Below are 24422 nucleotides of genomic sequence, written 5' to 3' on the forward strand. Positions count from 1 at the left end.
TAGGCAGCCTAACCGAAAAACGCAGAAAAAACCCCGCCGAGGCGGGGTTTTTCTCGCCGCGCGGTCAGCCGCGTTTGGTTTTCGGCACGACGCGCACCGCGCCCTTGGCGGCGTTGCTCGCCATCGCGGCATAGGCCTGCAAAGCCTGGGAGACGACGCGCCCGCGGCCCACCGGCTGCCAGGCGTCTTCGCCCTTGGCGTCCTCCGCCTTGCGGCGCTCCGCGATCTCGGCATCGGACAGGCGCAGCGACAGGCGGCGGTTGGGAATGTCGATCTCGATGACGTCGCCGTCCTTGACCAGGCCGATCGTCCCGCCCTCGGCCGCCTCGGGCGAGACGTGGCCGATGGAAAGCCCGGAGGTGCCGCCGGAGAAGCGCCCGTCGGTGATCAGCGCACAGGCCTTGCCCAGTCCCTTGCTCTTCAGATAGCTGGTGGGATAGAGCATCTCCTGCATGCCCGGGCCGCCCTTCGGCCCCTCGTAGAGGATCACCACCACGTCGCCCGCCTTGACCACGCCGCCGAGGATCTTGTCCACCGCCTCTTCCTGGCTGTTGCACACCACCGCCGGGCCGGAGAAGGTGAGTATCGAGGCGTCCACCCCCGCCGTCTTGACGATGCCGCCGTCCTCCGCAAGGTTGCCGTAGAGCACCGCGAGGCCGCCGTCCTTGGAGAAGGCGTGGGCGATGTCGCGCACCGCGCCCTTGGCGCGGTCGTCGTCCAGGGTGTCGAAGCGCTTGGAATGGGCGAACGCCTGGGTGGTGCGGATGCCCCCCGGCGCGGCGCGGTAGAACTCCGCCACCTTCGGGTCGCCGGTGCGCTTGATGTCCCACTTCGCCAGCGCGTCGCCGATGGTCGGCGCGTGCACCGTCTTGCAGTCGGCGTTGATCAGCCCGCCGCGCTCCAGCTCGCCCAGGATGCCGAGGATGCCGCCGGCGCGGTGCACGTCTTCCACATGCACCGTGGCGATGTTAGGCGCCACCTTGCACAGGCACGGCACGCGCCGCGACAGGCGGTCGATGTCGGCCATGGAGAAGTCCACCTCCCCCTCCTGCGCCGCGGCCAGAAGGTGCAGCACGGTGTTGGTGGAGCCGCCCATGGCGATGTCCAGCGTCATCGCGTTCTCGAACGCCGCGAAGGTGGCGATGGAACGCGGCAGCACCGAGGCGTCGTCCTTCTCGTACCAGCGGCGGCACATCTCGACGATGGTGCGGCCCGCGGCGAGGAACAGCTCCTTGCGGTCGGCGTGGGTGGCGACCAGGGTGCCGTTGCCCGGCAGCGCAAGGCCCAGCGCCTCGGCCAGGCAGTTCATCGAGTTGGCGGTGAACATGCCGGAACACGAGCCGCAGGTCGGGCAGGACTGGCGTTCGTATTCCTCCACCTCCGCGTCGGTAAGCGAGCTGTCCGCGGCCTTGATCATCGCGTCGATGAGATCGACGGCGATGGTCTCGCCCTTGATCGTCACCTTGCCCGCCTCCATCGGCCCGCCGGAGACGAAGATCGTCGGGATGTTGAGGCGCAGCGAGGCCATCATCATGCCGGGGGTGATCTTGTCGCAGTTGGAGATGCACACCAGCGCGTCGGCGGTGTGGGCGTTGCACATGTATTCCACCGAGTCCGCGATGAGGTCGCGCGACGGCAGCGAATAGAGCATGCCCCCGTGCCCCATGGCGATGCCGTCGTCAACGGCGATGGTATTGAATTCCTTGGCCACGCCCCCGGCCTTCTCGATCTCGCGGGCGACCATCTGCCCCATGTCCTTGAGGTGCACGTGACCGGGCACGAACTGGGTGAAGGAGTTGGCGATGGCGATGATCGGCTTGCCGAAATCCCCGTCCTTCATGCCGGTGGCGCGCCACAGGCCGCGGGCGCCGGCCATGTTGCGGCCGTGGGTGGAGGTACGAGAACGATAAGCGGGCATGGCGGTGTCCTCAGTCTGAACGGAGCGGAGCGGAGCGGAAAAAGCCGCACGGCGCGGGGGAATCCCCCGCGCCCCTTATAATAGGGATGTACGCCCGAAGCCCCGCAGGCGTCAACGCTGCAAGGCCTCTCACATGTGATTCGGCAGGTAGGTGACGATCCCCGGGAAGACCATGATCAGCCCCACCGCCACCACCATCAGCAGGAAGAAGGGGATGGCGGTCTTGGCGATGTAGAGGATGTCGCGGTTGGTCAGTCCCTGTAGCACGAAGAGGTTGAACCCCACCGGCGGGGTGATCTGCGCCATTTCCACCACCAGCACGATGAAGATGCCGAACCACACGGTGTCGATGCCCGCGGCCTCGATCATCGGCTGGATGATCGCGGTGGTGAGCACCACCACCGAGATGCCGTCGAGGAAGCAGCCCATGATGATGAAGAACACCATCAGCGCGGCCAGCAGGGCATAGGTGGAGAGGTGGAAGGAGGCGATCCACCGCGCGAGCCCGGCGGGAATGCCGGTGAAGCCCATCGCCATGGTGAGGAACGAGGCCCCGGCGAGGATGAAGGCGATCATGCACGAGGTGCGGGTGGCGCTCATCAGGCCGTCGATGAAGGTGGTCCGGTTGAGGTCGCCGGTGTACCGGGAAAGGCACAGCGACAGGAACACCCCGACCGCCGCGGCGTCGGTGGGCGAGGCCATGCCGGAATAGATCGAGCCGATCACCCCGGCGATCAGGCAGACCACCGGGCCCAGGCGCTTCAGGCTGTTGAAGCGGTCGCGCCAGGTGTAGGTCTCGGTGAGCGTCGGGATTTCCTCGGGCCGCAGCCAGGCGCGGATGATCACGTAGCCCATGAACAGGCTCATCAGCATGATGCCGGGCAACACGCCCGCGACGAACAGCCGCGCGATCGACTGGTCGGTGGCGATGCCGTAGACGATGAGGATGATCGACGGCGGAATCAGCAGGCCGAGGGTGGCGGAACCCGCGAGCGTGCCCAGCACCATGCGCTCGGCATAGCCGCGGCGCAGCAGTTCGGGGATCGACATCTTGCCGATGGTCACCGCGGTGGCCGCCGAGGAGCCGGAGACCGCGGCGAAAATGCCGCAGCCGATGATGTTGACGTGCAGAAGCCGCCCGGGCAGGTGGGTCATCCACGGCACCAGTCCCTCGAACATGTCGTCGGAAAGCCGCGAGCGGAAGAGAATCTCGCCCATCCAGATGAACATCGGCAGCGAGGCGAGCGACCACAGGTTGGAGGACCCCCAGATCGCGGTGGCGAGCAGCGGCCCGGCGGGCGAGGTGGTGAAGGCATACATGCCGAGAAGCCCGACGCCCAAGAGCGCGAGCGCGACCCACACGCCGCAAGCGAGCAGCAGGAACATGAACCCCAGCAGGATAAGGCCGGGAATGACGCTACCTTCCATCTTACTCGCCCCCTCCGCCGAGTTCGCAGGCCGTATCTCTGCCGTCCAGGACCAGGCGCACCGCGCTATCGACCATGGCGATGGCGAGCACGCAGGCGCCGACGACGATGGGAATCTGCGGAATCCACAGCGGCACCGAAAGCAGCCCGGCGGACTGGTCGTCGAATGCGTAGCTGTCCATCACCAGTTCCAGGGCGTACCAGGCGAGATAGGCGCTCACCACCGCGCCGACCAGGCAGACCAGCACCGACATCGCCACCTGCACGCGCCTCGGCAGGTGCATCAGCACCAGGGTGACGCGGATGTGGGAGCCGTGGCGCAGGGCATAGGGCAACGCCAGGAAGGACGACGCGGCGAGGAAGAACCCGGCGAGGTCGGCATAAGACGGCACCACCAGGCCGACGGCGTCGCCGGCGAACAGGCTGACCACGAAGTCCAGCGCATTGGCCCCCACCTGCAACAACACGATGACGAAGATCGCCATCAGGAACACCGCCGCGGCGATGCCGCTTGCGGTATACAAACGATCGAGCAGCCTGCGCATGACAATCCTTGGAAACACTGGGAGGGAGCACCCAGGCGGAGCCCCCTCTCCGTCGAACGGCGGACGAAGGGGGAGCCGGACGCGCCGGCTCCCCCAAAAACCGGATGTCTTACATCTTGTTGTAGGCGTCGAGGATCGCCTTGGCTTCGGCGCCGCCCTGCTTCAGCCAATCGGCGACGATGACCTTGCCCGCGGCCTTGAACGCGGCCTTCAGCTCCTCGGAGGGCTTCTGCACGACCATGCCGTTGTCCTTGAGGATCTTGGTCTTGGCGACGGTTTCCGCCTTGCTCATGTCCCAGCCGCGCTTCTCGGCGGTGGCGGCGGCCTTCAGCACCGCGGCCTGCACCTTGGCGGGCAGGGCGTCGAACGCCTTGACGTTGACGGCGATGACGTTCTTCGGCAGCCATGCCTGAACGTCATAGTAGTACTTCACGAAGTCCCACGCCTTGGAAGACGCGCCGGTGGCCGGGGAGGTCATCATCGCGGCGACCTGGCCGGTGGCGAAGGCCTGCGGAATGTCCGGCACTTCCACCTGGGTCGGCACCATGCCGAGCTCGCGGGCGAGCTTCTGCTGCAGCGCGTTGTAGGCGCGCATCTTCAGGCCCTTGAGGTCGCCGGGGGTGGTGGCGTCGAACTTGGTGTAGAAGCCCTGCGGCGGCCACGCGACGGAATAGAGAATCTTGATCCGCTGCTTGGCGAGCAGCTTCTCGATCACCGGGCGGGAAGCCTTCCACAGCTTTTCCGCCTGGTCGTAGTCGGTGGCGAGGAAAGGCAGGGAGTCCACGCCGAACACCGGGTTCTCGTTGGTCAGCAGGGAGAGGAAGAACTCGCCGATCGGCACCTGATTGCTGCGGACCGCGTTCTTGATCTCCGGGTGCTTCACCAGCGAACCGGCGCTGTGCACCACGATCTTCAACTCGCCGCCGGTGGCGTCTTCCACATCCTTGGCGAACTTGCGCACGTTGATGGTGTGGAAGTCGGCCTCCGCATACGGGGTCGGCATGTTCCAGGTTTCGGCCTGCGCCGGAACGGCGCCCAGAAGCGAGGCGGCGACCGCCGTCAACGCCAGTTTCTTGAGTGAAGGCATGCTGTGGTCTCCCTGTTTTTTCGTTCGCACTCTGCCGCGAAAAGAAGTGCACATTTTAATCAGCCTGCGGCAAACCGCCAGCCCCTGATGAAGAAAGAGGCACCGTAGATGGCGAAACGCCGGGTTCACGCCGGACTCTGCGCAAAATGTTTATCTCTGCAACGTGTCAACCGCAAAAAGATTCATAGGCCAGTAAGAAAAATAATAGCGACTCGCCGCGCGCGCGGCGCGACCTCATCGGGATTACTTATCGCTTTCTATAAAAACGCATTATGCCCGGCACGGCGCTTTGCCGCCGATTACCCCGGGACAATCCGCCGCGGGCGTGTTATGCGAGGAACCATGCTGTCCTACGACCTCACCCACTGGACCACCTTCTTCGCCGCGGCCTTCGCCCTCAGCATCGCGCCGGGGCCGGACCTCACCCTGATCGTCGCCCACACCGTACGCGGCGGGCGGCGCTGCGGCTTTGCCGCGATGACGGGAATCTGGGTGGGCGCGCTCGGCCACGTGATGCTCGCCGCCCTCGGACTCTCGGCCATCCTCGCCGCCTCGGCCACCGCCTTCGCGGTGATCAAGTGGGTGGGCGCGGCCTACCTGGTGTGGATGGGCCTGCGCGCGCTGTTCGGCACGGGCGGCCTCGCCCCGCAACAGGAGGCGCACGCCGCCGGGACGTGGCGGATCTTCCGCCAGGGCGTGCTCACCGATCTCCTCAACCCCAAGGTGGCGATCTTCTTCCTCGCCTTTCTGCCGCAATTCGTGGTGCCCGGCGCCGGGCCGGTGTGGCTGCAACTGGCGCTGCACGGCGTGCTGGTGATCTTTACCGCGGTGGTGGTGGAGCCGCCCTTGATCCTCCTCGGCGACCGGCTGGCGGGCGGCCTGCGCCGCCATGCCCGCGCCGCGCGCTGGCTCGACCGCGGCATCGGCGGCGTGCTGGTCAGCCTGGGCGTCAAGCTCGCACTGATCGAGCGCTGAGCAGCGCCAGCACCAGCGCCCCCAGGATCGATTTGAGCGCCGCACCGACGAGGAACGGCGCCACCCCCCTGATCAGCGCCTTTTCCAGCCCTATGGCGGAGCCCAGCCAAGCCGCGCCGAACAGCAGGCAGATGGCGTTGGAAAGCACCATCAGCGCCAGCAGGCGGAGGAACCGCCCGCGATCCCATCCCCGCTCCACCAGCCACCCCACGGCCATCGCGGCGAGGGGAAAGGCGAACAGATACCCCGCGGTCGGCCCCAGGAATTTCTGCACCCCCGCGCTCGCCCCGGCGAACACCGGCAGCCCGGCAGCCCCGGCGAGCAGCCACGCGACGACGCAGGCGCCGCCCAACCGCCGGCCGTAGAGCGCGCCGACCAGCGACACCGCGAGGGTCTGCAAGGTCACCGGCACCGGCCCCACGGGAATGGCGACGCGCGACGACAAAACCAGCGCCATCACCCCGGCGATCAGCAGCCCGCCCTGCACCGGCAGGGACTGCCGCCGCGCCCACAGAAGCGGCGGAACCTCGGCAATGGGGGGAACCTCCGGCTCGGCGAAATCGCTCATCGCACCTCCCGCCTGCGGCGCACCCTCAACGCTTCCGGGGATTTCTGCCGCATGAAAAACAACCGCAAGTTAAAAATACCACACCTACCGCCGCCCGGCGAGACAGAAGTGGGCAGCGCACACCCGCGCCGGAGAGCCTCTGCGAGTCCCTTGCAACCCGGCTCCATCCTCCCGAAATGTGGATTGCCCGCAAGCCGCCACCGCAGGACCGCCGCGATGATCGTCTGCCACTGCCACTACCTCACCGACCGCGACATCGCCCGCGCCGTGGACGCGCTGTCGGCGGAAACGCCGCAGCGGCGCATCACCCCCAGCCTGGTCTATGCGAAGCTCGGCAGATCCGGCGGCTGCGGCGGGTGCTATCCCCTCGCCCACCGGCTGATCGCCCGCCACCTCGCAGCGCGCACGGCGGAGCGCAGCGCCCCGCAGGCGCTGCCCGCCGAGTGACCCGCCGCCTCAGCCGTCCGCCCTGTCGGTGCTCTCCGCGTTGAGCTGCATGTAGTTGGCCTCGCCGATCCTGGCGAGCAGGCCGAGCTGCGTCTCCAGGAAGTCGATGTGTCCTTCCTCGTCGGCGAGCAGATCGTCGAACAGCGCCATCGAGACGTAATCGCCCTCGGCCTGGCAAATCTCGCGCGAGGCCTTGTAGGCGGCGCGGGCATCGTTCTCCCCGGCGAGGTCGCACTCCAGAATCTCCTGCACCGTCTCGCCGATGCGCAAAGGCGAGAGGGTTTGCAGATTGGGGTGCCCTTCGAGAAAGATGATGCGGTCGATCAGCTTGTCGGCATGCTGCATCTCCTCGAGGGATTCCGCCCGCTCCTTCGCCGCCAGCTTGGCTATTCCCATGTCGGCGAGCAGCCGGTAGTGCAGCCAGTACTGGTTGACCGCGCCGAGTTCCATGAACAACGCCTCGTTCAAACGGTCGATCACCTTCTCGCTTCCACGCATGCCTGCCTCCTGTGATGATTCCGAACGCCGACCCCGGCCCTTTCTAGTTCAGAATGATAATAGTCTTTGCTGCGGCGCGGAACGCGGAAAAACGGAGGCTGCGGAAAAACCAAAAGCCCGCCAAACGGCGGGCTTGGGAAATGGTAGCGGAGGAGGGACTCGAACCCCCGACACGCGGATTATGATTCCGCTGCTCTAACCAGCTGAGCTACTCCGCCACAGGACCGGCGGGCAAGGCAGAGTGCGCCCGCGCGGGAGGCGCTCTACTTATTCGGAAACCGCCCCTGCGTCAAGTGCCGAAATGCGTTTTCCCCCGCCGCGCGGAAGGCTACTCTGCTCTCCGGAGAAAAGCCGGGAGAAAGCGAATGCGCGTGGTGGTGCAACGGGTTGCCGAGGCGGCGGTGCGGGTGGAGGGCGCTGTCGTGGGCGAGGTCGGCAAGGGCTTTCTCGTGCTCTTCTGCGCCGAGGGCGGCGATACGGACGAGGACGCCCGCTTCCTCGCCCGCAAGGTCGCCAACCTGAGGGTGTTCACCGACGACGCGGGCAAGATGAACCTCTCGCTGAAGGACGTGGGCGGCGGCGCGTTGGTGGTCAGCCAGTTCACCCTGGCGGCGCAGTGGCGCAACGGCAACCGCCCCGGCTTTTCCCTCGCCGCCGAACCGGCGGAGGGCGAACGCCTCTACCTGCTCTTCCGCGACGCCCTGGCGGCGGAGGGCATCCCGGTGGCAACCGGGCTGTTCGGCGCGTCCATGGCGGTGTCCCTGGTCAACCAGGGGCCGGTGACCATCCTCATGGATACCCGCGACCCACGCTGAAAATTTCCCGCCCGGGGAATAATCCGCCTCGCCTGCTGTCCTCCTTTCCGTCACCGCGGTTTCGGACGCGTGGCCGCGCCTATGGAAACCATAGCCGCCGCCATCTTTAGAACGCTTCCCGGTCGCACTATTTGTGATGGACGCACCGCCACGGGAGGACCCCGCCATGATGACGCGACGCACCACCCTTTCCCTCGGCATCGCCGCCGCGGCGGTTTGGGCCGCCGCGCGCTTTACGCCCAAGAGCCAGGCGCAGGGGGGGCCCTTCGAACTCACCCTGAGCGAAGCGGAATGGCGCAAGCGCCTGACGCCGCAGCAATACGAAATCCTGCGCGACCACGGCACCGAATACGCCTTCTCCAGCCCGCTCGACAAAGAGAAGCGCGCCGGCACCTTCGCCTGCGCCGGGTGCGACCTGCCGCTCTTCTCCTCCGAGACCAAGTTCGAGAGCGGCACCGGCTGGCCGAGCTTCTGGAAGCCGCTGGATAACGCCGTCGGCACGCGGGAGGACCGCAGCTACGGCATGCGCCGCACCGAGGCGCACTGCCGCCGTTGCGGCGGCCACCTCGGCCACGTGTTCGAGGACGGCCCGCCGCCCACCGGCCTGCGTTATTGCATGAACGGCCTGGCGCTGACCTTCCACCCCGCCGCCGGATAAGAGAGGCCCCCGATGCTGTTGCTGCTGGCCGCATACCTGGGCGGCGCGCTGACCATCGCCAGTCCCTGCATCCTGCCGGTGCTGCCCTTCGTCTTCGCCCGCGCCGGGGGTGACTTCCGCCGCAACGGCCTGCCCCTGCTGGCGGGCCTGACGGTCACCTTCGCCGCGGTGGCGAGCCTCGCCGCGGTGGGCGGCACGTGGGCCGCGGCGGGCAACCAGATCGGCCGCTGGGCGGCGCTCGCCTTCCTCGCGCTGATGGGCGCGGCTCTCGCCTTCCCCGGCGTCGCCGCGTGGGCGATGCGCCCCTTCGTCGGCCTCGGCGAGCGCGTCTCCGCCCGCGCCGATGCGGGCGGCGGCACCCCCGGCGGCGCGCTCCTCACCGGCATCGCCTGCGGCCTCGTCTGGGCCCCCTGCGCCGGGCCGATCCTCGGCCTGGTGCTCGGCGGCGCGGCGCTTTCCGGCGGCAACGCCTTCCCTGCGCTCGCGGCCTATGGCCTCGGCTCCGCCACCTCGCTCGCCGTCGCGCTGCTCGCCGGGGGGCGTCTGGTCGCCGCGGTGAAACGCCGCCTGGAAATCGGCGAGACGATCCGCCGCGGCCTCGGCGTGCTGGTGCTGGCGGGGGTGGCGCTCTCCGCCGCGGGCACCGAGACCCTGGCGCGCTGGTCCGCGGGCGGCACCGACCGCCTGGAGCAGGCGATCCTCGACCGTTTCCCCGCGCTGCGCCCCGCCGCGGCCACCGCCGCCGCGCCGCTGCAAACGCCGCTCGTCGCCCTTTCCGGGGCCACCTCCTGGCTCAACGGTCCGGCGCTCTCCGCCGAAGCCCTTAAGGGCAAGGTGGTGCTGATCGACTTCTGGACCTATTCCTGCATCAACTGCCTGCGCTCCATCCCTCACGTGCGCGCCTGGGATGAAACCTACCGCAGCAAAGGCCTGGTGACGATCGGCGTGCACACGCCGGAGTTCGCCTTCGAAAAGATCGAGGGCAACGTCGCCGCCGCCGTCTCCCGCCTCGGCATCCGCTATCCGGTGGCGCTGGACAACGCCTATGCGATGTGGAGCGGCTTCTCCAACCAGTATTGGCCCGCCCACTACCTGCTGGATGGCACCGGGCGCATCCGCTACACCCACTTCGGCGAGGGCGAAGAGGAAAAGACCGAGCAGGCGATCCGCGACCTGCTGCAGGAAAACGGCGCGCGCCTGGAAGGCCGCGTCGCCACGGCGAAAACCACCGGCCTCGCCATGCCCGCCGACTTCGCCGACGTCAAAACGCCGGAAACCTACGTCGGCTATGCCCGCGTCGCCGGGTTCGCCTCGCCCGAGGGCCTCTCCCGCGACGCGGCGCAAACCTACACCCTGCCGTCCACATTCGCGCTCAACCAGTGGGCGCTCGCGGGCGGCTGGACGATGGCGGCGGAGGACGCGCGCCTCAACGCCGCAAACGGCCGCATCGCCCTGCGCTTCCACGCCCGCGACCTGCACCTGGTGCTCGGTCCCGCGGCGGACGGCAAGCCGGTGCGCTTCCGCGTGCTGCTGGACGGCGCGCCCCCGGGCCCCGCCGCGGGCATGGATGCGGACGCGCAAGGCTTCGGTCAGGTGACGGAAAACCGCCTCTACCAGCTCATCCGCCAGCCGGGCGGCATCGCCGACCGCGACTTCTCCATCGAGTTCCTGGACTCCGGCGTTCAGGCCTTCGCCTTCACCTTCGGATAAGGAGACAGCCGATGAAACTCATGGGCTTCCGCAAGAGGTTCCACCGCACCGGCCCGCTGCGCCGCGCCGTGTGGTGGAAGAGCGCGGGCATCCTCGCCATCGCGCTGACCGGGTTCGCCGACCCCGCCCCCGCCGCCGAGGGGCGCACGCTGCCGCCGCCCACCCTCGACCCGCCGGGCACCACTTCTCCGGAAACCGCGGTCCTCGCCGGGGGCTGCTTCTGGGGCGTGCAGGCGGTGTTCCAGCACACCAAGGGGGTGCTGCGCGCCACCTCGGGCTATGCCGGGGGCGACGCCAAGACCGCCGACTACGAAACCGTCAGCACCGGGCGCACCAAGCACGCCGAGGCGGTGGAAGTGGTGTTCGACCCCGCCGTCATCACCTACGGCCAACTGTTGCAGGTGTTCTTCTCCGTCGCCCTCGACCCCACCCAGGTCAACCGCCAGGGCCCGGACGTCGGACCGCAGTACCGCTCGGAAATCTTCACCGACGACAGCCGCCAGCAGCAGATCGCCGCCGCCTACATCGCGCAGATCGATGCGGCCAAGGCGTTCTCCCGCCCGATCGCCACCAAGATCGGCCCGCTGCAGAAGTTCTATCCGGCGGAGGCCTACCACCAGGACTTCGCCACCCTGCACCCCAGCCACCCCTATATCGTCTTCCACGACCAGCCGAAAATCGCCGCCCTGCGCCGCGACTTCCCCGCCGCCTTCCGCGACAAGCCGGTGCTGCTGGGGAAAAACTAAAACTTCGTGGGGGGACTCCGTCCCCCCACACCCCCCATAACTTTTCGTTTTGCGCGCAGCGCCTTAAGACCATCACGCGGCGTGACGGTCGATTGCCGCTGCGCGGCGGAAAAACTAATGGGAGTCCGGAGGGACCGAGTCCCTCCGGGAAGTTTTATTTTTTAGGGCCGGGTGATCCAACCGCCGCCGAGGAGGCGGTCGCCGTCGTAGAAGACGCAGGCCTGGCCCGGCGCGATGGCGGAGAAGGGTTCGGCGAGGCGCGCCTCGGCGGTTCCGTCGCCGAGGTCGGCGAGAGTCGCGGCCACGGCACGGCTGGCGGAGCGCAGTTTCACCGTCACCTCCGCGCCGTCGAGCGGCCCCTCGCCCAGCCAGTTGACCTCGCGCAGGCGGCAGGAGGAGCCGAGCAGCGCCTCCGCCGGGCCGACGACGACGCGGCGGTTGGGCGCATCCAGCGCGATCACGTAGAGCGGTTCCGCCGCGGCGATGCCGATGCCGCGGCGCTGCCCGACGGTAAAGGCGGAAATGCCGTCGTGGCGTCCGAGCGCGCGGCCTTGCATATCGACGATCTCGCCGGGTTCGCAGGCGGCGGGGTCGAGGCGGCGCACCACCGCGGCATAGTCGCCGCCGGGGACGAAGCAGATGTCCTGGCTGTCGGATTTCGCCGCCACCGGCAGGCCGAACTCCGCGGCGAGGCGGCGGGTTTCCGCCTTGTCGGCGATGTCGCCCAAGGGGAACACCGCCGCGGCGATCTGTTCCCGGGAAAGCGCGAAGAGGAAGTAGCTCTGGTCCCGCTTCGGGTCGCGGGCGCGGCGCAGCTCCGGCCCTGCCGGTCCCTCCACGCGGCGCACGTAATGCCCGGTGGCGAGCGCCGCTGCGCCCCAGGCGGCGGCGCCCGCCGCCATCTCGCCGAACTTGATCTTGCGGTTGCACACCGCGCACGGCAGCGGCGTCTCGCCGCGGCGGTAGGACCCGGCGAAGGGGGCCATCACGCCGTCGCGGAAGGCGGCCACGTGGTCGAGCACGCGGTGGGGGATGGACAGCATCGCGGCGACGCGCTCGGCATCGGCGATCGCCGCGTCGGCGGGCGGCAGGTCGAAGAGGCGCATCGTCACCCCCACCACGTCGAAGCCCAGGCGCTGCAACAGCGCCGCGGTCACCGAACTGTCCACGCCGCCCGACATCGCCACGCAAACGCGGGCGCCGGGGGCGAGATGGGCGGTGGCGGCGCGGAAGGCCTCGATGATCAAGCGGGGGTCAATCCTCTTCCTTGGGCGGCAGGGTGACGGTAAGGCCGGAAAACTCCTCGCACATGCGGATCTGGCAGCCCAGCCGCGACGTGGCGGTGACGCCGAAGGCCATGTCCAGCATGTCCTCCTCGTTCTCCGAGGCGGGATTGAGCTTGTCGAACCACGCCGCATCGACGATCACATGGCAGGTGGCGCAGGCGAGCGAGCCTTCGCAAGCGCCTTCCAGGTCGATGCCGTGGAGGTGCGCCACTTCCATCACCGAGAGGCCATCCGGAGCCTCGACCTCGCGCCGCGTGCCGTCACGCTCGATGAAAACCAGTTTGGACATGCCGGAAATCTCCTCAAAACCGATAGCGAACGCCCGCCCGCCTGCCGCGGGCGAACCGGGGAAATCGGCTGCTCATAGCAAATTTTCAAGGGAAGCGGGCAAAAAACCGCACTGCGGGGGTCCTACTGCGCGGCGGCGCCCTGCGAACCGTGGAACATGCCGCTGGTGCCCAGCACCTTGCGTTCCACCACGTCGTCCAGGGTGACGGTGCTGAGGTAGAGGTAGATCTGGTTGGAAAGCTCCTCCCACAGGTCGTGGGTGAGGCAGCGCCCCTTGTTGTTGTGGCAGCCCGCAGGCGTGCCGGGGGTGCAGCGCGTCGCCTGGATCGGCTCGTCCACGGCGAGGATGATGTCGGAAATCCGGATGTCGGAACCCGGACGCGCCAGCAGATAGCCGCCGCCGGGGCCGCGCACGCTCTTCACCAGCGCGCCCTTGCGCAGCTTGCCGAAGAGCTGTTCCAGGTAGGAGAGCGAAATCTCCTGCCGGGCGGCGATATCGGCCAGGGCCACGGGTCTTCCGCTGCCCTGGGACGCAAGATCGGCCATCGCCATGACCGCGTAGCGGCCCTTCGTACTCAGCCTCACCTGAATCGCTCCTTACCGTGCATCGCCTTCGGTCTTTCCCCCGCGGGCGGGTTTCGCCGACCGCTTGGCCTTCGGCTTTTCCGTCTGCGGCGCCGCGCCGAGACGGGATTCGAGCTCCCGAATACGTTGAGACAAATCCTCGATCTGACGATGTACGCCCTTCAAGTCCTGCCCCACCGGGTCCGGCGCGGAGTCGATGACGCCATAGGCACGGAATTCTTCCTCGCAGGCCTCGGGCCGCTGCCTCTTCGCCATCTTCGCCGGAATGCCCACCATCGTCGCGCCCGCAGGCACATCCTGCAGCACCACCGCATTGGCGCCGATCCGCGCGCCTGCACCGATCAACAGAGGCCCGAGAACCTGCGCGCCCGAGCCGACGATCACTCCATGTTCCAAAGTTGGGTGTCTTTTCCCAACATCAAGGGAGATGCCGCCTAAAGTCACACCATGATACAGGGTCACGTCGTCGCCGATCTCGGCGGTCTCGCCGATCACCACGCCGGTGCCGTGGTCGATGAAGAAGCGCCGGCCGATCGCCGCGCCGGGATGAATCTCGATGCCGGTGAGGATGCTCGAGAGGTAGGAGAGCACCCGCGGGGGCAGTTTCAGCCCATGGCCCCACAGCCAGTGGCTCAGGCGGTGCACCAGCACCGCATGCAGCCCCGGATAACAGAACAACACCTCCCAGCCGTTGCGGGCCGCCGGGTCCTTGGCGACGATGTTGTCGATGTCTTCCTTGAGATGCTTGAAAAATGAGTCCATAGCTGTGCTACACTCGTCGTCCCACCCGGGTCGGCCCTCTCGCCGAATACCCGAGGGGCAAATGTATGCGCGGAAGCCCAGTCACCTCAAGGCCGAATATCCATATACCCGACGATGACGATCAAATACCGCCCGGAACGGGGCGGCACATCGCCGGTCGGGTCATCCAAGCGAAAGCGGAAACCACGAGTCCATGCCAGACGTCATCATCAACGGCCCGGAAGGCCGCCTAGAGGGCCGCTACACCCATTCCAAGGTGCTTAACGCCCCGATCGCCCTGGTGCTTCACCCCGACCCCCGGCACGGCGGGACGATGAACAACAAGGTGGTCTACAACACCTATCACGCCTTCGCCCGCAACGGGTTCTCGGTGCTGCGCATCAACTTCCGCGGAGTCGGGCGCAGCCAGGGCAGTTTCGACAACGGCGTGGGCGAACTTTCCGACGCCGCCTCCGCGCTCGACTGGCTGCAGGCGATCAACCAGAACGCCGCCTCCTGCTGGATCGCCGGGTTCTCCTTCGGCGCGTGGATCAGCATGCAGCTTCTGATGCGCCGGCCGGAGATCGAGGGCTTCGTCTCCATCGCGCCGCCCGCCAACCTGTTCGACTTCTCGTTCCTCGCGCCGTGCCCGTCCTCGGGCCTGATCGTGCAGGGCGGGGCCGACGACATCGTGCCGGAAAGCTCGGTGGCGAAGCTGGTCAACAAGCTCTCGGCGCAGAAGAACATCTCGGTGGACTACCACCTGATCCCCGAGGCGGACCACTTTTTCGGCGCGTTCCTGCCCGACATGACTCTGGCGGTCTCCGGCTACCTGGCGCGGCGGCTCACGAAGCAGGGCTGAAGCCGCGTCACGGCCGGTCGATGCGCCCGCCCGCCTGCGGCGCGGGCACGCCGGTGGTGCCGGGAAAGCTGAGCGGCAGGCCGCGCGCCGTGCGCACCGCCAAAAAGGCGAAGGCCTGCGCCTCCAGCGCATCGCCGTCCCATCCCGCCTCTTCCGCCGCGATCAGAGACGCGGACAGAGAACTGCGCAATGTCGCCATCAGCGCCGGGTTGCGCCGCCCACCGCCGGTGGCGACCCAGACGTCGGGCGCCTCGGGCAGCAGAAAGGCCGCCGCCGCCACCGCGCAGGCGGTGAACGCGGTCAGCGTCGCCGCCCCGTCGTTGAGCCCGACATCCCGCGGCATCGGCATGCGGAAGCTGCCGCGGTCCAGGGACTTCGGCGGCGCCTGGCGGAAGAACGGGTGCCCCATCGCCAGGTCCAGCCAGTGGGTATCCACCCGCCCGCACGCGGCGAAATGTCCGTCGAGGTCGCAGGGCAGCCCGGCGCGCGCCGTCACCCAGTCGTCGATCAGGGCGTTGCCCGGCCCGGTGTCGCAGGCGACCAGCCCGCCGTCCGGAGCCACCGCGGTCAGGTTGGCGACGCCGCCGATGTTGAGCACCGCCACCGTGCCTTGCGGGCGGCCCTTCCAGCCCGCCACCAGCGCGCGGTGATAGACCGGCACCAGGGGCGCCCCCTGCCCGCCCGCCGCCACATCGGCGGCGCGGAAGTCCGAAGCCACGGCAATGCCGGTTTGCCGCGCCAGCGCCGCGCCGTCGCCGATCTGCACGGTCACGCCGCGCTCCGGCGCGTGCAGGAGAGTCTGGCCGTGGAAACCGATCAGGGAAACCTTGCGCCACTCCGCGGGAGCCTCGGCGAGAAGCGCCGCCACCGCCGCGGCGTGCAGGGCGGTGATTTCCGCCTCCACGGCGCGCACTGCGGGGTCGGCGCGGTCCTCCCGGCCGAGGGCGGCGCGCAGCCGCTCCCGGGTTTCCGGCGCATAGGGAACGGTGCGGCGCGGCCCGAAGGCGGCCACCGCCTCGCCGTCGGTGGAGATCAGCGCGGCGTCGATGCCGTCGAGAGAGGTGCCGCTCATCAGACCGAGTGCGATCACGGGCGCGGACATCATCAAAGACTGGCTCCCTGCGGACGCTTCCGCTAAAAGGGTACGTTTTTTCCACCTCAGAGCTAACACAAGTCGAGCATCATGAGCACCCTCAAATCGGCCTTCCTGCAAGCCATTTCCGAACGCGGCTATATCCACCAGTGCACGGACCTCGACGGTCTGGACGCGGTCTTCGCAGGAACCCCGGTCCCGGCCTATATCGGCTTCGACTGCACGGCGGACAGCCTGCACGTCGGCTCGATGGTGCCGATCATGCTGCTGCGCCGGTTGCAGCAGGCGGGGCACAAGCCGATCGTCCTGATGGGCGGCGGCACCACCAAGATCGGCGACCCCTCCGGCAAGGATACGGCGCGGCAGATGCTCACGGATGCCGACATCGCGCGCAACATGGCGGGCATCAGGTCCGTCTTCGAAAAGTTCCTCAGCTTCGGCGACGGGCCCACCGACGCCATCATGATCAACAACGACGACTGGCTGAACGGGCTGTCCTACGTCGCCTTCCTGCGCGACTACGGCCGCCACTTCTCGATCAACCGCATGCTCACCTTCGACTCGGTGAAGCTGCGCCTGGAGCGCGAGCAGCCGCTCTCCTTCCTCGAATTCAACTACATGATCCTCCAGGCCTACGACTTCCTGGAGATCAACCGCACCTACGGCTGCCGGTTGCAGATGGGCGGCTCCGACCAGTGGGGCAACATCGTCAACGGCGTGGAACTCGCCCGCCGCGTAGACGGCGCGGAGATCTTCGGCCTCACCGCGCCGCTGATCACCACCGCCTCGGGCGCGAAGATGGGCAAGACCGCCCAGGGCGCGGTGTGGCTCAACGAGGACCGGCTCTCCGCCTACGACTACTGGCAGTTCTGGCGCAACACCGAGGATGCCGACGTCGGCCGCTTCCTCAAGCTGTTCACCGACCTGCCGATGGAGGAGATCCGCCGCCTCGAAGCCCTGCGGGGCGCGGAGATCAACGACGCGAAAAAGATCCTCGCCAACGAGGCCACCCGCCTCTGCCGCGGCGAAGCGGCGGCGCAGGAGGCGGAGGAAACCGCGCGCAAGACCTTCGAACAGGGCCGGAGCGGCGATGCGCTGCCCTCCGTGGAGGTGGAAGCCGCCGCGCTTTCGGATTACGCGGTGATCGACGCCATGGTCGCCACCGGCCTCGCCGCCTCCAAGGGCGAGGCGCGCCGCCTGATCAAACAGGGGGCCGTCAAGCTCAACGACGCGCCGCTCGCCGATACCGAGGCGAAGCTCGCCCCCGCCCAGGCCGCGGACGGCCAGATCAAACTCTCCGCCGGCAAAAAGCGCCACGCGCTGGTGAAGGTGCGGTGAAAACCAAACCGTTGCGAGGGGTCTTGGACCCCTCGCGCTCCCCTTAACGTTTGGTTTTTGCGCGTAGCGCCATAAGGCGATCACGCGGCGAAAAACCGGCTATGGGGTCAAGGGGCCTCCCGGCCCCTTGCGGGTCCGGGCAGCGCCCGGCCTTGTGTTACCCCTTCAGCGCCTGGACTTCCTTCAGCACCTCGTCGATGTGGCCGTCCACATTGACCTTGCGCCAGGATTTGCGCACCGTGCCGGTGCCGTCGATGAGGAAGGTGGAGCGTTCGACCCCCATGAATTCCTTGCCGTACATGCTGCGCAGCTTCCACACGCCGAAGGCTTCGCAGAGCTTGCCGTCGGCGTCGGAGAGCAGCGGGAAGTTAAGCGAGAACTTGCTCTTGAAAGCGTCGTGGGAAGCGCCGTCGTCGCGCGACACGCCGAGGACGACGCAATCGAGCTTGGAGAAGTCCGGCAGGTTGTCGCGGAAGGCGCAGGCCTCCTTGGTGCAACCGGGGGTATCGTCCTTGGGGTAGAAGTACAGGACGACGATCTTGCCCTTGAGGCCGGAAGCGGAAACCGACCCGCCGCCGTCGGTGGCGAGCGTGAAGTCGGGCAGCTTATCGCCGATGTCGATCATGGGGACTCCTTGGTCTCGGGGAGGGCCGCGGCCGGAGCCTCGACGATGAGGCCGAACGCGGCGGCGGTTTTTTCCGCCATGGTTTCCATCTGCTGCTTCAGTCCGGAGAAATCAACCGCCCCGGTGGCGCGGCAGAGCACATCCCGCAGGCCGGAGGGCAGGTCGTCCTCGCCGAAGGTCTCCGCCATGGTGAGGCGCAGGATCATCTGCACGGTATTCCAGAAGCGGCGCGCGGCGAGCAGGTCCTCGGCCGTCGCAGCGGGAATGAGGCCGCGCCTGCCTGCGAGGGCGAGCGCCGCGGCGGGGCCGCCATCGAGGATTTCCGGCATTTCGGCGGCATGGCGCAGTTGCAGGTACTGCACGATGAAGTCGATGTCGATGAGGCCGCCCTTGCGCTGCTTCGCCTCCCACGGTCCGGCGCCGGAGATCGACTTGCGCATGCGCGCGCGCATTTCCGCCACGTCGGCGAGCAGGCGGTCCGCATCGCGCGGCACGGTGAGGGTGGCGCGCACGATCGCCCCCACCCGCGCCCCCAGGGCCGCGTCTCCGGCCACCACGCGGGCGCGGGTCAGGGCCTGGCGCTCCCAGGTCCAGGCGGAGGCGGCGTGATAGGCGGAGAAGGACTCGAGGCTGGCGGCGAGCGGCCCGGCGTTGCCGCTGGGGCGCAGGCGCATGTCCACCTCGTAGAGGGTGCCCTCGCCGGTGGGCGCGGTGAGCGCGTTGACCAGGCGCTGCACCAGCCGCGCGTAATAGGCCGGGGTGGCGGCGGGGCGCGCGCCGTCGGAAGCGGCGTCGAACGGCGCATCGTAGATCAGGATGAGGTCGAGGTCCGAGGTCGGCGTCATCTCCCGCGAGCCGAGCCGCCCCATCGCCAGCACCGCGAGCGAACCGCCCGCGATGCGTCCGTGGGCGCGGGCGAACTCCGCCTCCACCTCGGGCAGGAGGGCGCGCAGCACCGCCTCGGCGAGGTCGGAGAGGTGGCCGCCCGCGGCCTCCGCGTCGATCACGCCGCGCAGGGTCTGCACCCCGATCTGGAAGGCGCGGTCCTTGGCGAAGCGCCGCGCGACGTTGAGCACGTCCTCGTAGTCCACCGCCTGGGAAAAGCGCAGCGCCAGGTCCGAGGCGGCGGTGGCCACCGCCGCGGGCGGCTGGAAGAACTCCGGCGACATCAGGTTGTCGAGCAGGCTGGGGTTGCGGCTCAGCGCCTCGGCGAGCTTCGGCGCGTCGCCGAGGAGTTCGGCCAGCGCGTCGAGCAGCGGCGGGTGCGCGGCGAGCAGGGCGAAGAGCTGCGCCCCGGCGGGCAATTGCGCGAGGAAGTCGTCGAACCGGCGGAACGCCTCGTCCGGGCGGGAGGAGCGGCCGAGCGCAGTGAGGAGCGCGGGGGCGAGTTCGGTGAGGACTTCGCGGGCGCGGGTGGAGCGCGTGGCGCGGTAGCGGCCGAAGTGCCAGGCGCGCACGCTGGCGGCCACCGCCTCCGGCTGGGTGAAACCGAGGCCGCGCAGGGTGGCCAGCGTGTCCGGGTCGTCCTCGGTGCCGGTGAACACCAGATTGCCGCCGTCGCCGGAAAGCTCCGGCGCATCGGCGAACAGCGCCGAATAGTGCGCCTCGACGCGGGTGAGGTGCGCCAGCAGCGCCGCGGAGAAGTCCGCGACCGAGGCATGGCCGAGGAAGGTGGCGAGGTGGGCGAGCTTGTCCGGTTCCTTCGGCAGGGTCTGGGTCTGCGCGTCGTCGATCATCTGCAAACGATGCTCGACACGGCGCAGGAAGGCATAGGACTCCTTGAGGTCCGCCGCCGCGGCGGCGGCGACGTGGCCGAGTTCCACCAGCCGGTCGAGAGTTTCCAGGGTGACCGAGGAGCGCAGCTGCGGCTGCCGCCCGCCCCAGATCAACTGCTGCGTCTGGGCGAAGAACTCGATCTCGCGGATGCCGCCGCGCCCGAGCTTGACGTTGTGCCCGGCCACCGTCATATCGCGGCCGCCGGACTTCGCGGCGATCTGCCGCTTGATCGAGTGGATATCCTGGATCGCGTTGAAATCCAGCGACTTGCGCCAGACGTAGGGGCGCAGGATCTTGAGGAACTCCGCCCCCGCGGCAAGGTCGCCCGCCACCGCGCGCGCCTTGATCATCGCGGCGCGCTCCCAGTTCTGGCCGAAGCCCTCGTAATAGATTTCCGCCGCCAGGGTGGACATCGCCACCGGCGTCGAGCCGGGGTCGGGGCGCAGGCGCAGATCGGTGCGGAAGACGTAGCCCTCGGCGGTGCGCGTCTCCATCATCGCCACCATGTCGCGGGTGAGGCGGATGAACGCCTTGCGCGGATCGGCGATCCCCGCCGCCTCGGCCCTGGCCTCGTCGTAGAGGGCGATGAGGTCCACGTCGGAGGAATAGTTGAGCTCCCGCCCGCCGAGCTTGCCCATGGCGAGGAGGAAATACCCGGCGTCGGCCTCCGGCTCCGCCACGCCGGGGCGCAACGGCCGCAAAAGGTGCCGCAGGATCAGCTTGAGCGCGGTTTCCGCGACGCAGCTGATCATGCCGATCAAGGTGGTGAGCGGCAGCGCCTCCGCCACGTCGGCCATGGCGATGATCAGTGCGGCGCGCCGCTTGAAAATCCGCAGGGCACGCATCAAGTCGGTTCGGTCGGTTTCCCCGGCGCAGGCGGCTTCCACCGCCGCGCACTCCGCCGCGAAGGCGGCCTCCGGCCCGGTGCGCAGCGCCGCAAGCGCGGCGTCCGGCTCGGCGAGCAGAACGTGCGACAGATACGGGCTGCCGCCGAACAGCGCCGCGAGCAGGCGGCCGGCCGCGGCGTCCCCGGCGGCGGCGCGCATCAGGGCGGCGCGGGCGGCGGCGGCGTCGGCAAAAGAGTCCGCCAGCGCACGCCAACGTTCGAATCCGATCTCCGCGGCCGCGGCGGAAGCACTTTCCGGGATGACGCGGGCCTGAGAAGGAAATACAAAATCAGACATAGGAAACTTCCGGCACGTCCCGGACAGGATTGACCCGGGGGTTGGACATCTGGCGAGGCGATCATTCTCCGTCGAGTGACATCATACGCGATCCGCGCGGCATTGGGAGCCGTGGCCTTCGCCCTGGCGTTCCCCCTGCTTCTCGGCGGCGTGCTGGTGTGGCAGGTGCGCCAGGGGCCGATCTCCATCGCCCACGTGCTGCCGCTGCTGGAAAGCCAGATCCAATCCCGCACCGGGGTTTCGGTGACCGCCAAGGACGCCTTCCTCGCCTGGGACGATGACCGCCACCGCCTGGTCATCCGGCTTTCCCGGGTGGCGGTCACCGGCCCCCCCGGCTCGGTGACGCATCTGCCGGTGGTGGACCTCGCCTATCGCCTGAGGGCGTTGGCGCGCGGCGCGGTTCTGCCCACCGCGGCGGTGGTCTACCGCCCACGCCTGGTGCTCACCCGCGATGCGCAGGGAGACCTCACCATCGGCGTCGGCACGGCGGCGGAAGCGCCCGCGGCGGGCTCCTCCCCTTCCTTCGACCTGCGCGCGGCGCTGGCGCCCCTGATGGCGCCGGGCGACGAGCACATGGACTTCATCGCCATCGTCGAGGCCGAGGCCTCGGTGATCGACATTCCGCACGGCCGCCACTACCGCATCCCGCGCCTCGACGCGAGCGTCGAGCGCACCCGCCACGGGCTGCTCGGCCGCGCCGAGTTCGCCACCCTGATCGGCGGCGCGACATCGGCCTTCGCCGTGGTTTCCAGCTTCGACGAGGACACCGCGGAAGTGCGCGCCACCCTGACCTTCCAGGACGTGGTGCCGAGCCTGTTCGCCGCCGAGTTCGCCTCTCTCGCCGCGGTCAAGGGCGTGGCGCTGCCGCTCTCCGGACAGCTTTCGGCGCGCCTCACCCCCAAGGACGCAACCCGCATCGGCCTCGCCGACCTCACCCGCGCCGAGGTGAGCGGCCAGATTCTCGGCGGCAACGGCGTGGTGCTGGCGCCCGATCCCCTGGGCATGGCGTTTCCGGTCAAGGCGTTCCGCCTCAAGGGGGAATACGACGGCCGCACCGGGCATGCCGGCCTCGAGACCCTGCACCTGGAACTGGAGGACGCGGCGGTTTCCGCCTCCGGCGCCGCCGCCTGGCCGGTGGCGGGGGCCGACGGCGAAATCGCGATCTCGGCCACGGCGCACCTCACCGACACCGCGCTCAACGCCCTGGAACGCTATTGGCCGCCCGGCATCGCGCCGCCGCCGCGCAGCTGGCTGATCGAGAATCTCAGGGACGGCCGCGTCGAGGAGGCGCGCTTCGCCGCCGAGATCAAGGGCCGCGACCTCGCCTCCCTGGACGTGACGAGCTTCTCCGGCGAGGCGCGCGTGAAGGACGCCTCGGTGCACTTCCTGCGGCCGATGCCGCCGATCGTCGGCGCGGGCGGGCGCATCACCTTCGGCCTCAAGGAGATCGACGTCTACCCGGACGGCGGCCACCTCGGCAATCTGGTGGTCGCCCCGGGCGGCCATGTGCGCTTCAGCGGCCTGGACGCGGAGATGCAGTACGCCGACATCGAGGCCGACATCACCGGCCCGGCGCGCGAGGCGCTGGAACTGATCGACCACGAGCCGCTGCGCCTGCTGAAGTCCATGGGCACGGTGGACCCCAAGGCGATCTCCGGCACCGGCGCGACCCGCCTGACCATGAGCTTCCCGCTCTTGCTCGACCTGCGCATCAAGGACATGGCGGTCGCCGCCAAGTCGCAGCTTTCCGGCGTGGCGATCAAGAACGTCATCCCCGGCCGCTCGCTGACCGAGGGCGAACTTTCCCTCGCCGTGGACCTGGACGGCATGGAGGTTTCCGGCGACGGCAAGGTCAACGGCGTGCCGCTGCGCCTGGGCTGGGAGGAGCGCTTCTCCGGCCCCGGCACGCGCACCCGCTACACCCTTTCCGGCTCCATCGACGATGCGGGGCGCGCCGCCCTCGGCCTCGACTTCATCCCCTTCGCCGCGCCCTACCTGCGCGGTCCGGTGGTGGGCGACGCGGTGGCCGGGGTGGACTCCAAGGGGCGGATGAGCCTGGGCGTGCAGATGGACCTTTCCGGCGCGGCGATGGAAATTCCCGGCATGGGCTGGCGCAAGCTACAGGGCGGCAGCGCCTCGGGCACCGCGTCGATCCGCTTCGACCGCGGACGCCTGGTGGACGTGCCGCAGTTCCGCGTGCAGGCGGGCGACACCTTCGAGACCTCGGGCAGCGCCCAGGCCGACGCCAAGGGGCGGGTCGATCTGGTCACCCTGCGCGACATCCGCGTCGGCCGCAGCGTGCTGGAAGGCAGCCTCGCCTTCGCGCCGGACGACAGCGTGGACGCCACCTTCCGCGGCGCCACCCTCGACCTGCAACCCCTGGTCGGCGAGGGCGGCTGGAAGGCCTTCGTGGACGACGACGACGACGAACCCGAGGGGCCGGTCGCGCCCGCGGTGGTGCACCTGGATGTGGCGCGCGTCTGGGTGTCGGAGGAAGGCCAGATGGACGGGGTGAAGGGCACCCTGCACCGCACCACCGACGCCAAGTGGACGGGCGGCATCACCGGCGCCGTGGACGGCGGCAGGAAGACCGACATCGCGGTGCGGCGCGAGACCGCCTCGCGCCGGGTCACGGTGGTCTCCGAGGATGCGGGCGCGCTGCTCTCCGCCTTCGACTTCACCGATTCGATCAAGGGCGGCAAGCTCATCCTGGAGGCGGCGGTGCCCGACAAGGGCCCGATTTCCGGGCGCGGCCACATCGACGCCTTCACCGTGGTCGAAACGCCGGTGCTGGCGCAGCTGATTTCGGTGGCCTCGCTCACCGGCATCGCCGACCTGGTGAACAACAAGGGGGTGAGCTTCTGGTATCTGGAAGCGCCGTTCTCGCTGGACCACGGCGTCGCCACGCTCGCCGATTTCCGCGCCGCCGGCTCCTCCTTCGGCATCACCGCCAACGGCACGGTCAACACCGACAGCCGCGACGTCGCCCTCAAGGGCACGATCATCCCGGTCAACGTGCTCAACCGCCTGATCACCGACATCCCGCTGATCGGCCCGATCCTCGGCGGCAAGGACGGCGGCCTGTTCGCCATGAACTACACGATCAAGGGCACCCTGGACGAGCCGGACGTCTCGGTCAACCCGCTCTCCGCCCTGGTGCCGGGCGGCGTGCGCTCGCTGTTCTACCCCGAAGGCAAAAAGCCGGAAACGCCCCCCGCGCCCCCGGCTCCGGCCCCGAAGCAATAGCGGC

22 protein-coding genes and 1 tRNA gene are annotated in these 24422 nt (G+C 68.8%); 9 read left to right on the plus strand and 14 right to left on the minus strand.

Translation table 11 applies throughout. The annotated features are described in order from the left end of the window. Nucleotides 1-64 precede the first annotated feature (64 nt). The 4 genes from ilvD to O7R11_RS09230 all read right to left on the minus strand — a co-directional run bounded on the left by ilvD (nucleotide 65) and on the right by O7R11_RS09230 (nucleotide 4977). On the minus strand, nucleotides 65-1918 hold the full coding sequence (gene ilvD, locus O7R11_RS09215) for a dihydroxy-acid dehydratase (RefSeq protein ID WP_337997216.1): 1854 nt from the start codon (nucleotides 1916-1918) through the stop codon (nucleotides 65-67). A 129-nt stretch (nucleotides 1919-2047) separates the two neighbouring features. Beyond that, entirely contained in the window at nucleotides 2048-3346 is a 1299-nt protein-coding gene (locus O7R11_RS09220) for a TRAP transporter large permease (protein ID WP_337997217.1), read from the minus strand. A gap of 1 nt (nucleotide 3347) precedes the next feature. After that, on the minus strand, nucleotides 3348-3890 hold the full coding sequence (locus tag O7R11_RS09225; RefSeq protein ID WP_337997218.1) for a TRAP transporter small permease: 543 nt from the start codon (nucleotides 3888-3890) through the stop codon (nucleotides 3348-3350). Nucleotides 3891-3999: 109 nt separating this feature from the next. Further along, entirely contained in the window at nucleotides 4000-4977 is a 978-nt protein-coding gene (locus O7R11_RS09230) for a TRAP transporter substrate-binding protein (protein WP_337997219.1), read from the minus strand. Nucleotides 4978-5319: 342 nt separating this feature from the next. Here O7R11_RS09230 and O7R11_RS09235 point away from each other — a divergent pair, with 342 nt between their 5' ends. Then, nucleotides 5320-5952 carry a LysE family translocator gene (locus O7R11_RS09235; protein ID WP_337997220.1) on the plus strand — a complete coding sequence of 211 codons (633 nt, stop codon included), beginning with the start codon at nucleotides 5320-5322 and terminating at the stop codon, nucleotides 5950-5952. On the opposite strand, the gene O7R11_RS09240 is transcribed toward O7R11_RS09235, so the two are convergent. Continuing rightward, the gene (locus O7R11_RS09240) at nucleotides 5927-6520 is read right to left on the minus strand and encodes a biotin transporter BioY (RefSeq protein ID WP_337997221.1); all 594 of its coding nucleotides are present in this window, start codon (nucleotides 6518-6520) and stop codon (nucleotides 5927-5929) included. The two genes, O7R11_RS09235 and O7R11_RS09240, sit on opposite strands and share 26 nt — an antisense overlap. Before the next feature lie 216 nt (nucleotides 6521-6736). On the opposite strand from O7R11_RS09240, the gene O7R11_RS09245 reads away from it, so the two are divergent. After that, nucleotides 6737-6967 (plus strand): (2Fe-2S)-binding protein, encoded by a 231-nt coding sequence (locus O7R11_RS09245; protein ID WP_337997222.1) that lies wholly within the window; start codon nucleotides 6737-6739, stop codon nucleotides 6965-6967. A 9-nt stretch (nucleotides 6968-6976) separates the two neighbouring features. Here the strand turns inward: O7R11_RS09245 and bfr are convergent, their stop codons facing one another. Both bfr and O7R11_RS09255 read right to left on the minus strand, forming a co-directional pair. Continuing rightward, nucleotides 6977-7465 (minus strand): bacterioferritin, encoded by a 489-nt coding sequence (gene bfr / locus O7R11_RS09250; RefSeq protein WP_337997223.1) that lies wholly within the window; start codon nucleotides 7463-7465, stop codon nucleotides 6977-6979. Between the two features lie 141 nt (nucleotides 7466-7606). Continuing rightward, nucleotides 7607-7683 (minus strand) — tRNA-Met (locus O7R11_RS09255). Nucleotides 7684-7830: 147 nt separating this feature from the next. On the opposite strand from O7R11_RS09255, the gene dtd reads away from it, so the two are divergent. From dtd to msrA, 4 genes are all read left to right on the plus strand, one after another. Beyond that, nucleotides 7831-8280, plus strand: a complete 450-nt coding sequence (gene dtd, locus O7R11_RS09260) for a D-aminoacyl-tRNA deacylase (protein ID WP_337997224.1) — start codon at nucleotides 7831-7833, stop codon at nucleotides 8278-8280. A 166-nt stretch (nucleotides 8281-8446) separates the two neighbouring features. After that, nucleotides 8447-8938 (plus strand): peptide-methionine (R)-S-oxide reductase MsrB, encoded by a 492-nt coding sequence (msrB, locus tag O7R11_RS09265; protein WP_420792981.1) that lies wholly within the window; start codon nucleotides 8447-8449, stop codon nucleotides 8936-8938. A gap of 12 nt (nucleotides 8939-8950) precedes the next feature. Next, nucleotides 8951-10648 (plus strand): cytochrome c biogenesis protein DipZ, encoded by a 1698-nt coding sequence (locus tag O7R11_RS09270; protein WP_337997225.1) that lies wholly within the window; start codon nucleotides 8951-8953, stop codon nucleotides 10646-10648. Between the two features lie 11 nt (nucleotides 10649-10659). Then, entirely contained in the window at nucleotides 10660-11394 is a 735-nt protein-coding gene (msrA, locus tag O7R11_RS09275) for a peptide-methionine (S)-S-oxide reductase MsrA (protein ID WP_337997226.1), read from the plus strand. Nucleotides 11395-11555: 161 nt separating this feature from the next. On the opposite strand, the gene mnmA is transcribed toward msrA, so the two are convergent. The 4 genes from mnmA to cysE all read right to left on the minus strand — a co-directional run bounded on the left by mnmA (nucleotide 11556) and on the right by cysE (nucleotide 14315). After that, the gene (gene mnmA / locus O7R11_RS09280; protein ID WP_337997333.1) at nucleotides 11556-12635 is read right to left on the minus strand and encodes a tRNA 2-thiouridine(34) synthase MnmA; all 1080 of its coding nucleotides are present in this window, start codon (nucleotides 12633-12635) and stop codon (nucleotides 11556-11558) included. 13 nt (nucleotides 12636-12648) lie between these two features. Next, entirely contained in the window at nucleotides 12649-12969 is a 321-nt protein-coding gene (locus tag O7R11_RS09285) for a 2Fe-2S iron-sulfur cluster-binding protein (RefSeq protein WP_337997227.1), read from the minus strand. Between the two features lie 122 nt (nucleotides 12970-13091). Then, nucleotides 13092-13553 carry an Rrf2 family transcriptional regulator gene (locus O7R11_RS09290; protein ID WP_337997228.1) on the minus strand — a complete coding sequence of 154 codons (462 nt, stop codon included), beginning with the start codon at nucleotides 13551-13553 and terminating at the stop codon, nucleotides 13092-13094. 12 nt (nucleotides 13554-13565) lie between these two features. Next, on the minus strand, nucleotides 13566-14315 hold the full coding sequence (gene cysE / locus O7R11_RS09295) for a serine O-acetyltransferase (RefSeq protein ID WP_337997229.1): 750 nt from the start codon (nucleotides 14313-14315) through the stop codon (nucleotides 13566-13568). Between the two features lie 193 nt (nucleotides 14316-14508). Here cysE and O7R11_RS09300 point away from each other — a divergent pair, with 193 nt between their 5' ends. After that, nucleotides 14509-15156, plus strand: a complete 648-nt coding sequence (locus tag O7R11_RS09300; protein WP_337997230.1) for an alpha/beta hydrolase — start codon at nucleotides 14509-14511, stop codon at nucleotides 15154-15156. A 7-nt stretch (nucleotides 15157-15163) separates the two neighbouring features. On the opposite strand, the gene O7R11_RS09305 is transcribed toward O7R11_RS09300, so the two are convergent. Then, nucleotides 15164-16261 carry an anhydro-N-acetylmuramic acid kinase gene (locus tag O7R11_RS09305; RefSeq protein WP_337997231.1) on the minus strand — a complete coding sequence of 366 codons (1098 nt, stop codon included), beginning with the start codon at nucleotides 16259-16261 and terminating at the stop codon, nucleotides 15164-15166. A 78-nt stretch (nucleotides 16262-16339) separates the two neighbouring features. Between O7R11_RS09305 and tyrS the strand changes: the two genes are divergently transcribed. Beyond that, complete coding sequence (gene tyrS, locus O7R11_RS09310; RefSeq protein WP_337997232.1) at nucleotides 16340-17587, plus strand: tyrosine--tRNA ligase; 1248 nt, start codon at nucleotides 16340-16342, stop codon at nucleotides 17585-17587. Nucleotides 17588-17744: 157 nt separating this feature from the next. Here the strand turns inward: tyrS and O7R11_RS09315 are convergent, their stop codons facing one another. Both O7R11_RS09315 and O7R11_RS09320 read right to left on the minus strand, forming a co-directional pair. Further along, nucleotides 17745-18212, minus strand: a complete 468-nt coding sequence (locus tag O7R11_RS09315) for a peroxiredoxin (protein WP_337997233.1) — start codon at nucleotides 18210-18212, stop codon at nucleotides 17745-17747. Then, nucleotides 18209-21172, minus strand: coding sequence for a bifunctional [glutamine synthetase] adenylyltransferase/[glutamine synthetase]-adenylyl-L-tyrosine phosphorylase (locus tag O7R11_RS09320; protein ID WP_337997234.1), 2964 nt, complete (start codon nucleotides 21170-21172; stop codon nucleotides 18209-18211). Before O7R11_RS09320 ends, O7R11_RS09315 begins: the two co-directional genes overlap by 4 nt. Nucleotides 21173-21283: 111 nt before the next feature. On the opposite strand from O7R11_RS09320, the gene O7R11_RS09325 reads away from it, so the two are divergent. Continuing rightward, nucleotides 21284-24418 (plus strand): YhdP family protein, encoded by a 3135-nt coding sequence (locus tag O7R11_RS09325; protein ID WP_337997235.1) that lies wholly within the window; start codon nucleotides 21284-21286, stop codon nucleotides 24416-24418. Nucleotides 24419-24422: the final 4 nt, after the last annotated feature.

It is taken from the genome of Oleispirillum naphthae, assembly GCA_027864655.1.
Lineage (GTDB): Bacteria > Pseudomonadota > Alphaproteobacteria > Rhodospirillales > Rhodospirillaceae > Oleispirillum > Oleispirillum naphthae.

Excerpts from the sequence above, each read along its gene's own strand:
- cysE (WP_337997229.1), bottom strand. The coding sequence starts at position 14,315 with ATGGACTCATTTTTCAAGCATCTCAAGGAAGACATCGACAACATCGTC.
- O7R11_RS09240 (WP_337997221.1), bottom strand. The coding sequence starts at position 6,520 with ATGAGCGATTTCGCCGAGCCGGAGGTTCCCCCCATTGCCGAGGTTCCG.
- O7R11_RS09305 (WP_337997231.1), bottom strand. The coding sequence starts at position 16,261 with ATGATGTCCGCGCCCGTGATCGCACTCGGTCTGATGAGCGGCACCTCT.
- O7R11_RS09225 (WP_337997218.1), bottom strand. The coding sequence starts at position 3,890 with ATGCGCAGGCTGCTCGATCGTTTGTATACCGCAAGCGGCATCGCCGCG.
- O7R11_RS09315 (WP_337997233.1), bottom strand. The coding sequence starts at position 18,212 with ATGATCGACATCGGCGATAAGCTGCCCGACTTCACGCTCGCCACCGAC.
- O7R11_RS09230 (WP_337997219.1), bottom strand. The coding sequence starts at position 4,977 with ATGCCTTCACTCAAGAAACTGGCGTTGACGGCGGTCGCCGCCTCGCTT.
- tyrS (WP_337997232.1), top strand. The coding sequence starts at position 16,340 with ATGAGCACCCTCAAATCGGCCTTCCTGCAAGCCATTTCCGAACGCGGC.
- O7R11_RS09300 (WP_337997230.1), top strand. The coding sequence starts at position 14,509 with ATGCCAGACGTCATCATCAACGGCCCGGAAGGCCGCCTAGAGGGCCGC.
- msrB (WP_420792981.1), top strand. The coding sequence starts at position 8,447 with ATGATGACGCGACGCACCACCCTTTCCCTCGGCATCGCCGCCGCGGCG.
- O7R11_RS09220 (WP_337997217.1), bottom strand. The coding sequence starts at position 3,346 with ATGGAAGGTAGCGTCATTCCCGGCCTTATCCTGCTGGGGTTCATGTTC.
- O7R11_RS09245 (WP_337997222.1), top strand. The coding sequence starts at position 6,737 with ATGATCGTCTGCCACTGCCACTACCTCACCGACCGCGACATCGCCCGC.
- dtd (WP_337997224.1), top strand. The coding sequence starts at position 7,831 with ATGCGCGTGGTGGTGCAACGGGTTGCCGAGGCGGCGGTGCGGGTGGAG.
- msrA (WP_337997226.1), top strand. The coding sequence starts at position 10,660 with ATGAAACTCATGGGCTTCCGCAAGAGGTTCCACCGCACCGGCCCGCTG.
- O7R11_RS09235 (WP_337997220.1), top strand. The coding sequence starts at position 5,320 with ATGCTGTCCTACGACCTCACCCACTGGACCACCTTCTTCGCCGCGGCC.
- O7R11_RS09270 (WP_337997225.1), top strand. The coding sequence starts at position 8,951 with ATGCTGTTGCTGCTGGCCGCATACCTGGGCGGCGCGCTGACCATCGCC.
- bfr (WP_337997223.1), bottom strand. The coding sequence starts at position 7,465 with ATGCGTGGAAGCGAGAAGGTGATCGACCGTTTGAACGAGGCGTTGTTC.
- O7R11_RS09285 (WP_337997227.1), bottom strand. The coding sequence starts at position 12,969 with ATGTCCAAACTGGTTTTCATCGAGCGTGACGGCACGCGGCGCGAGGTC.
- O7R11_RS09320 (WP_337997234.1), bottom strand. The coding sequence starts at position 21,172 with ATGTCTGATTTTGTATTTCCTTCTCAGGCCCGCGTCATCCCGGAAAGT.
- ilvD (WP_337997216.1), bottom strand. The coding sequence starts at position 1,918 with ATGCCCGCTTATCGTTCTCGTACCTCCACCCACGGCCGCAACATGGCC.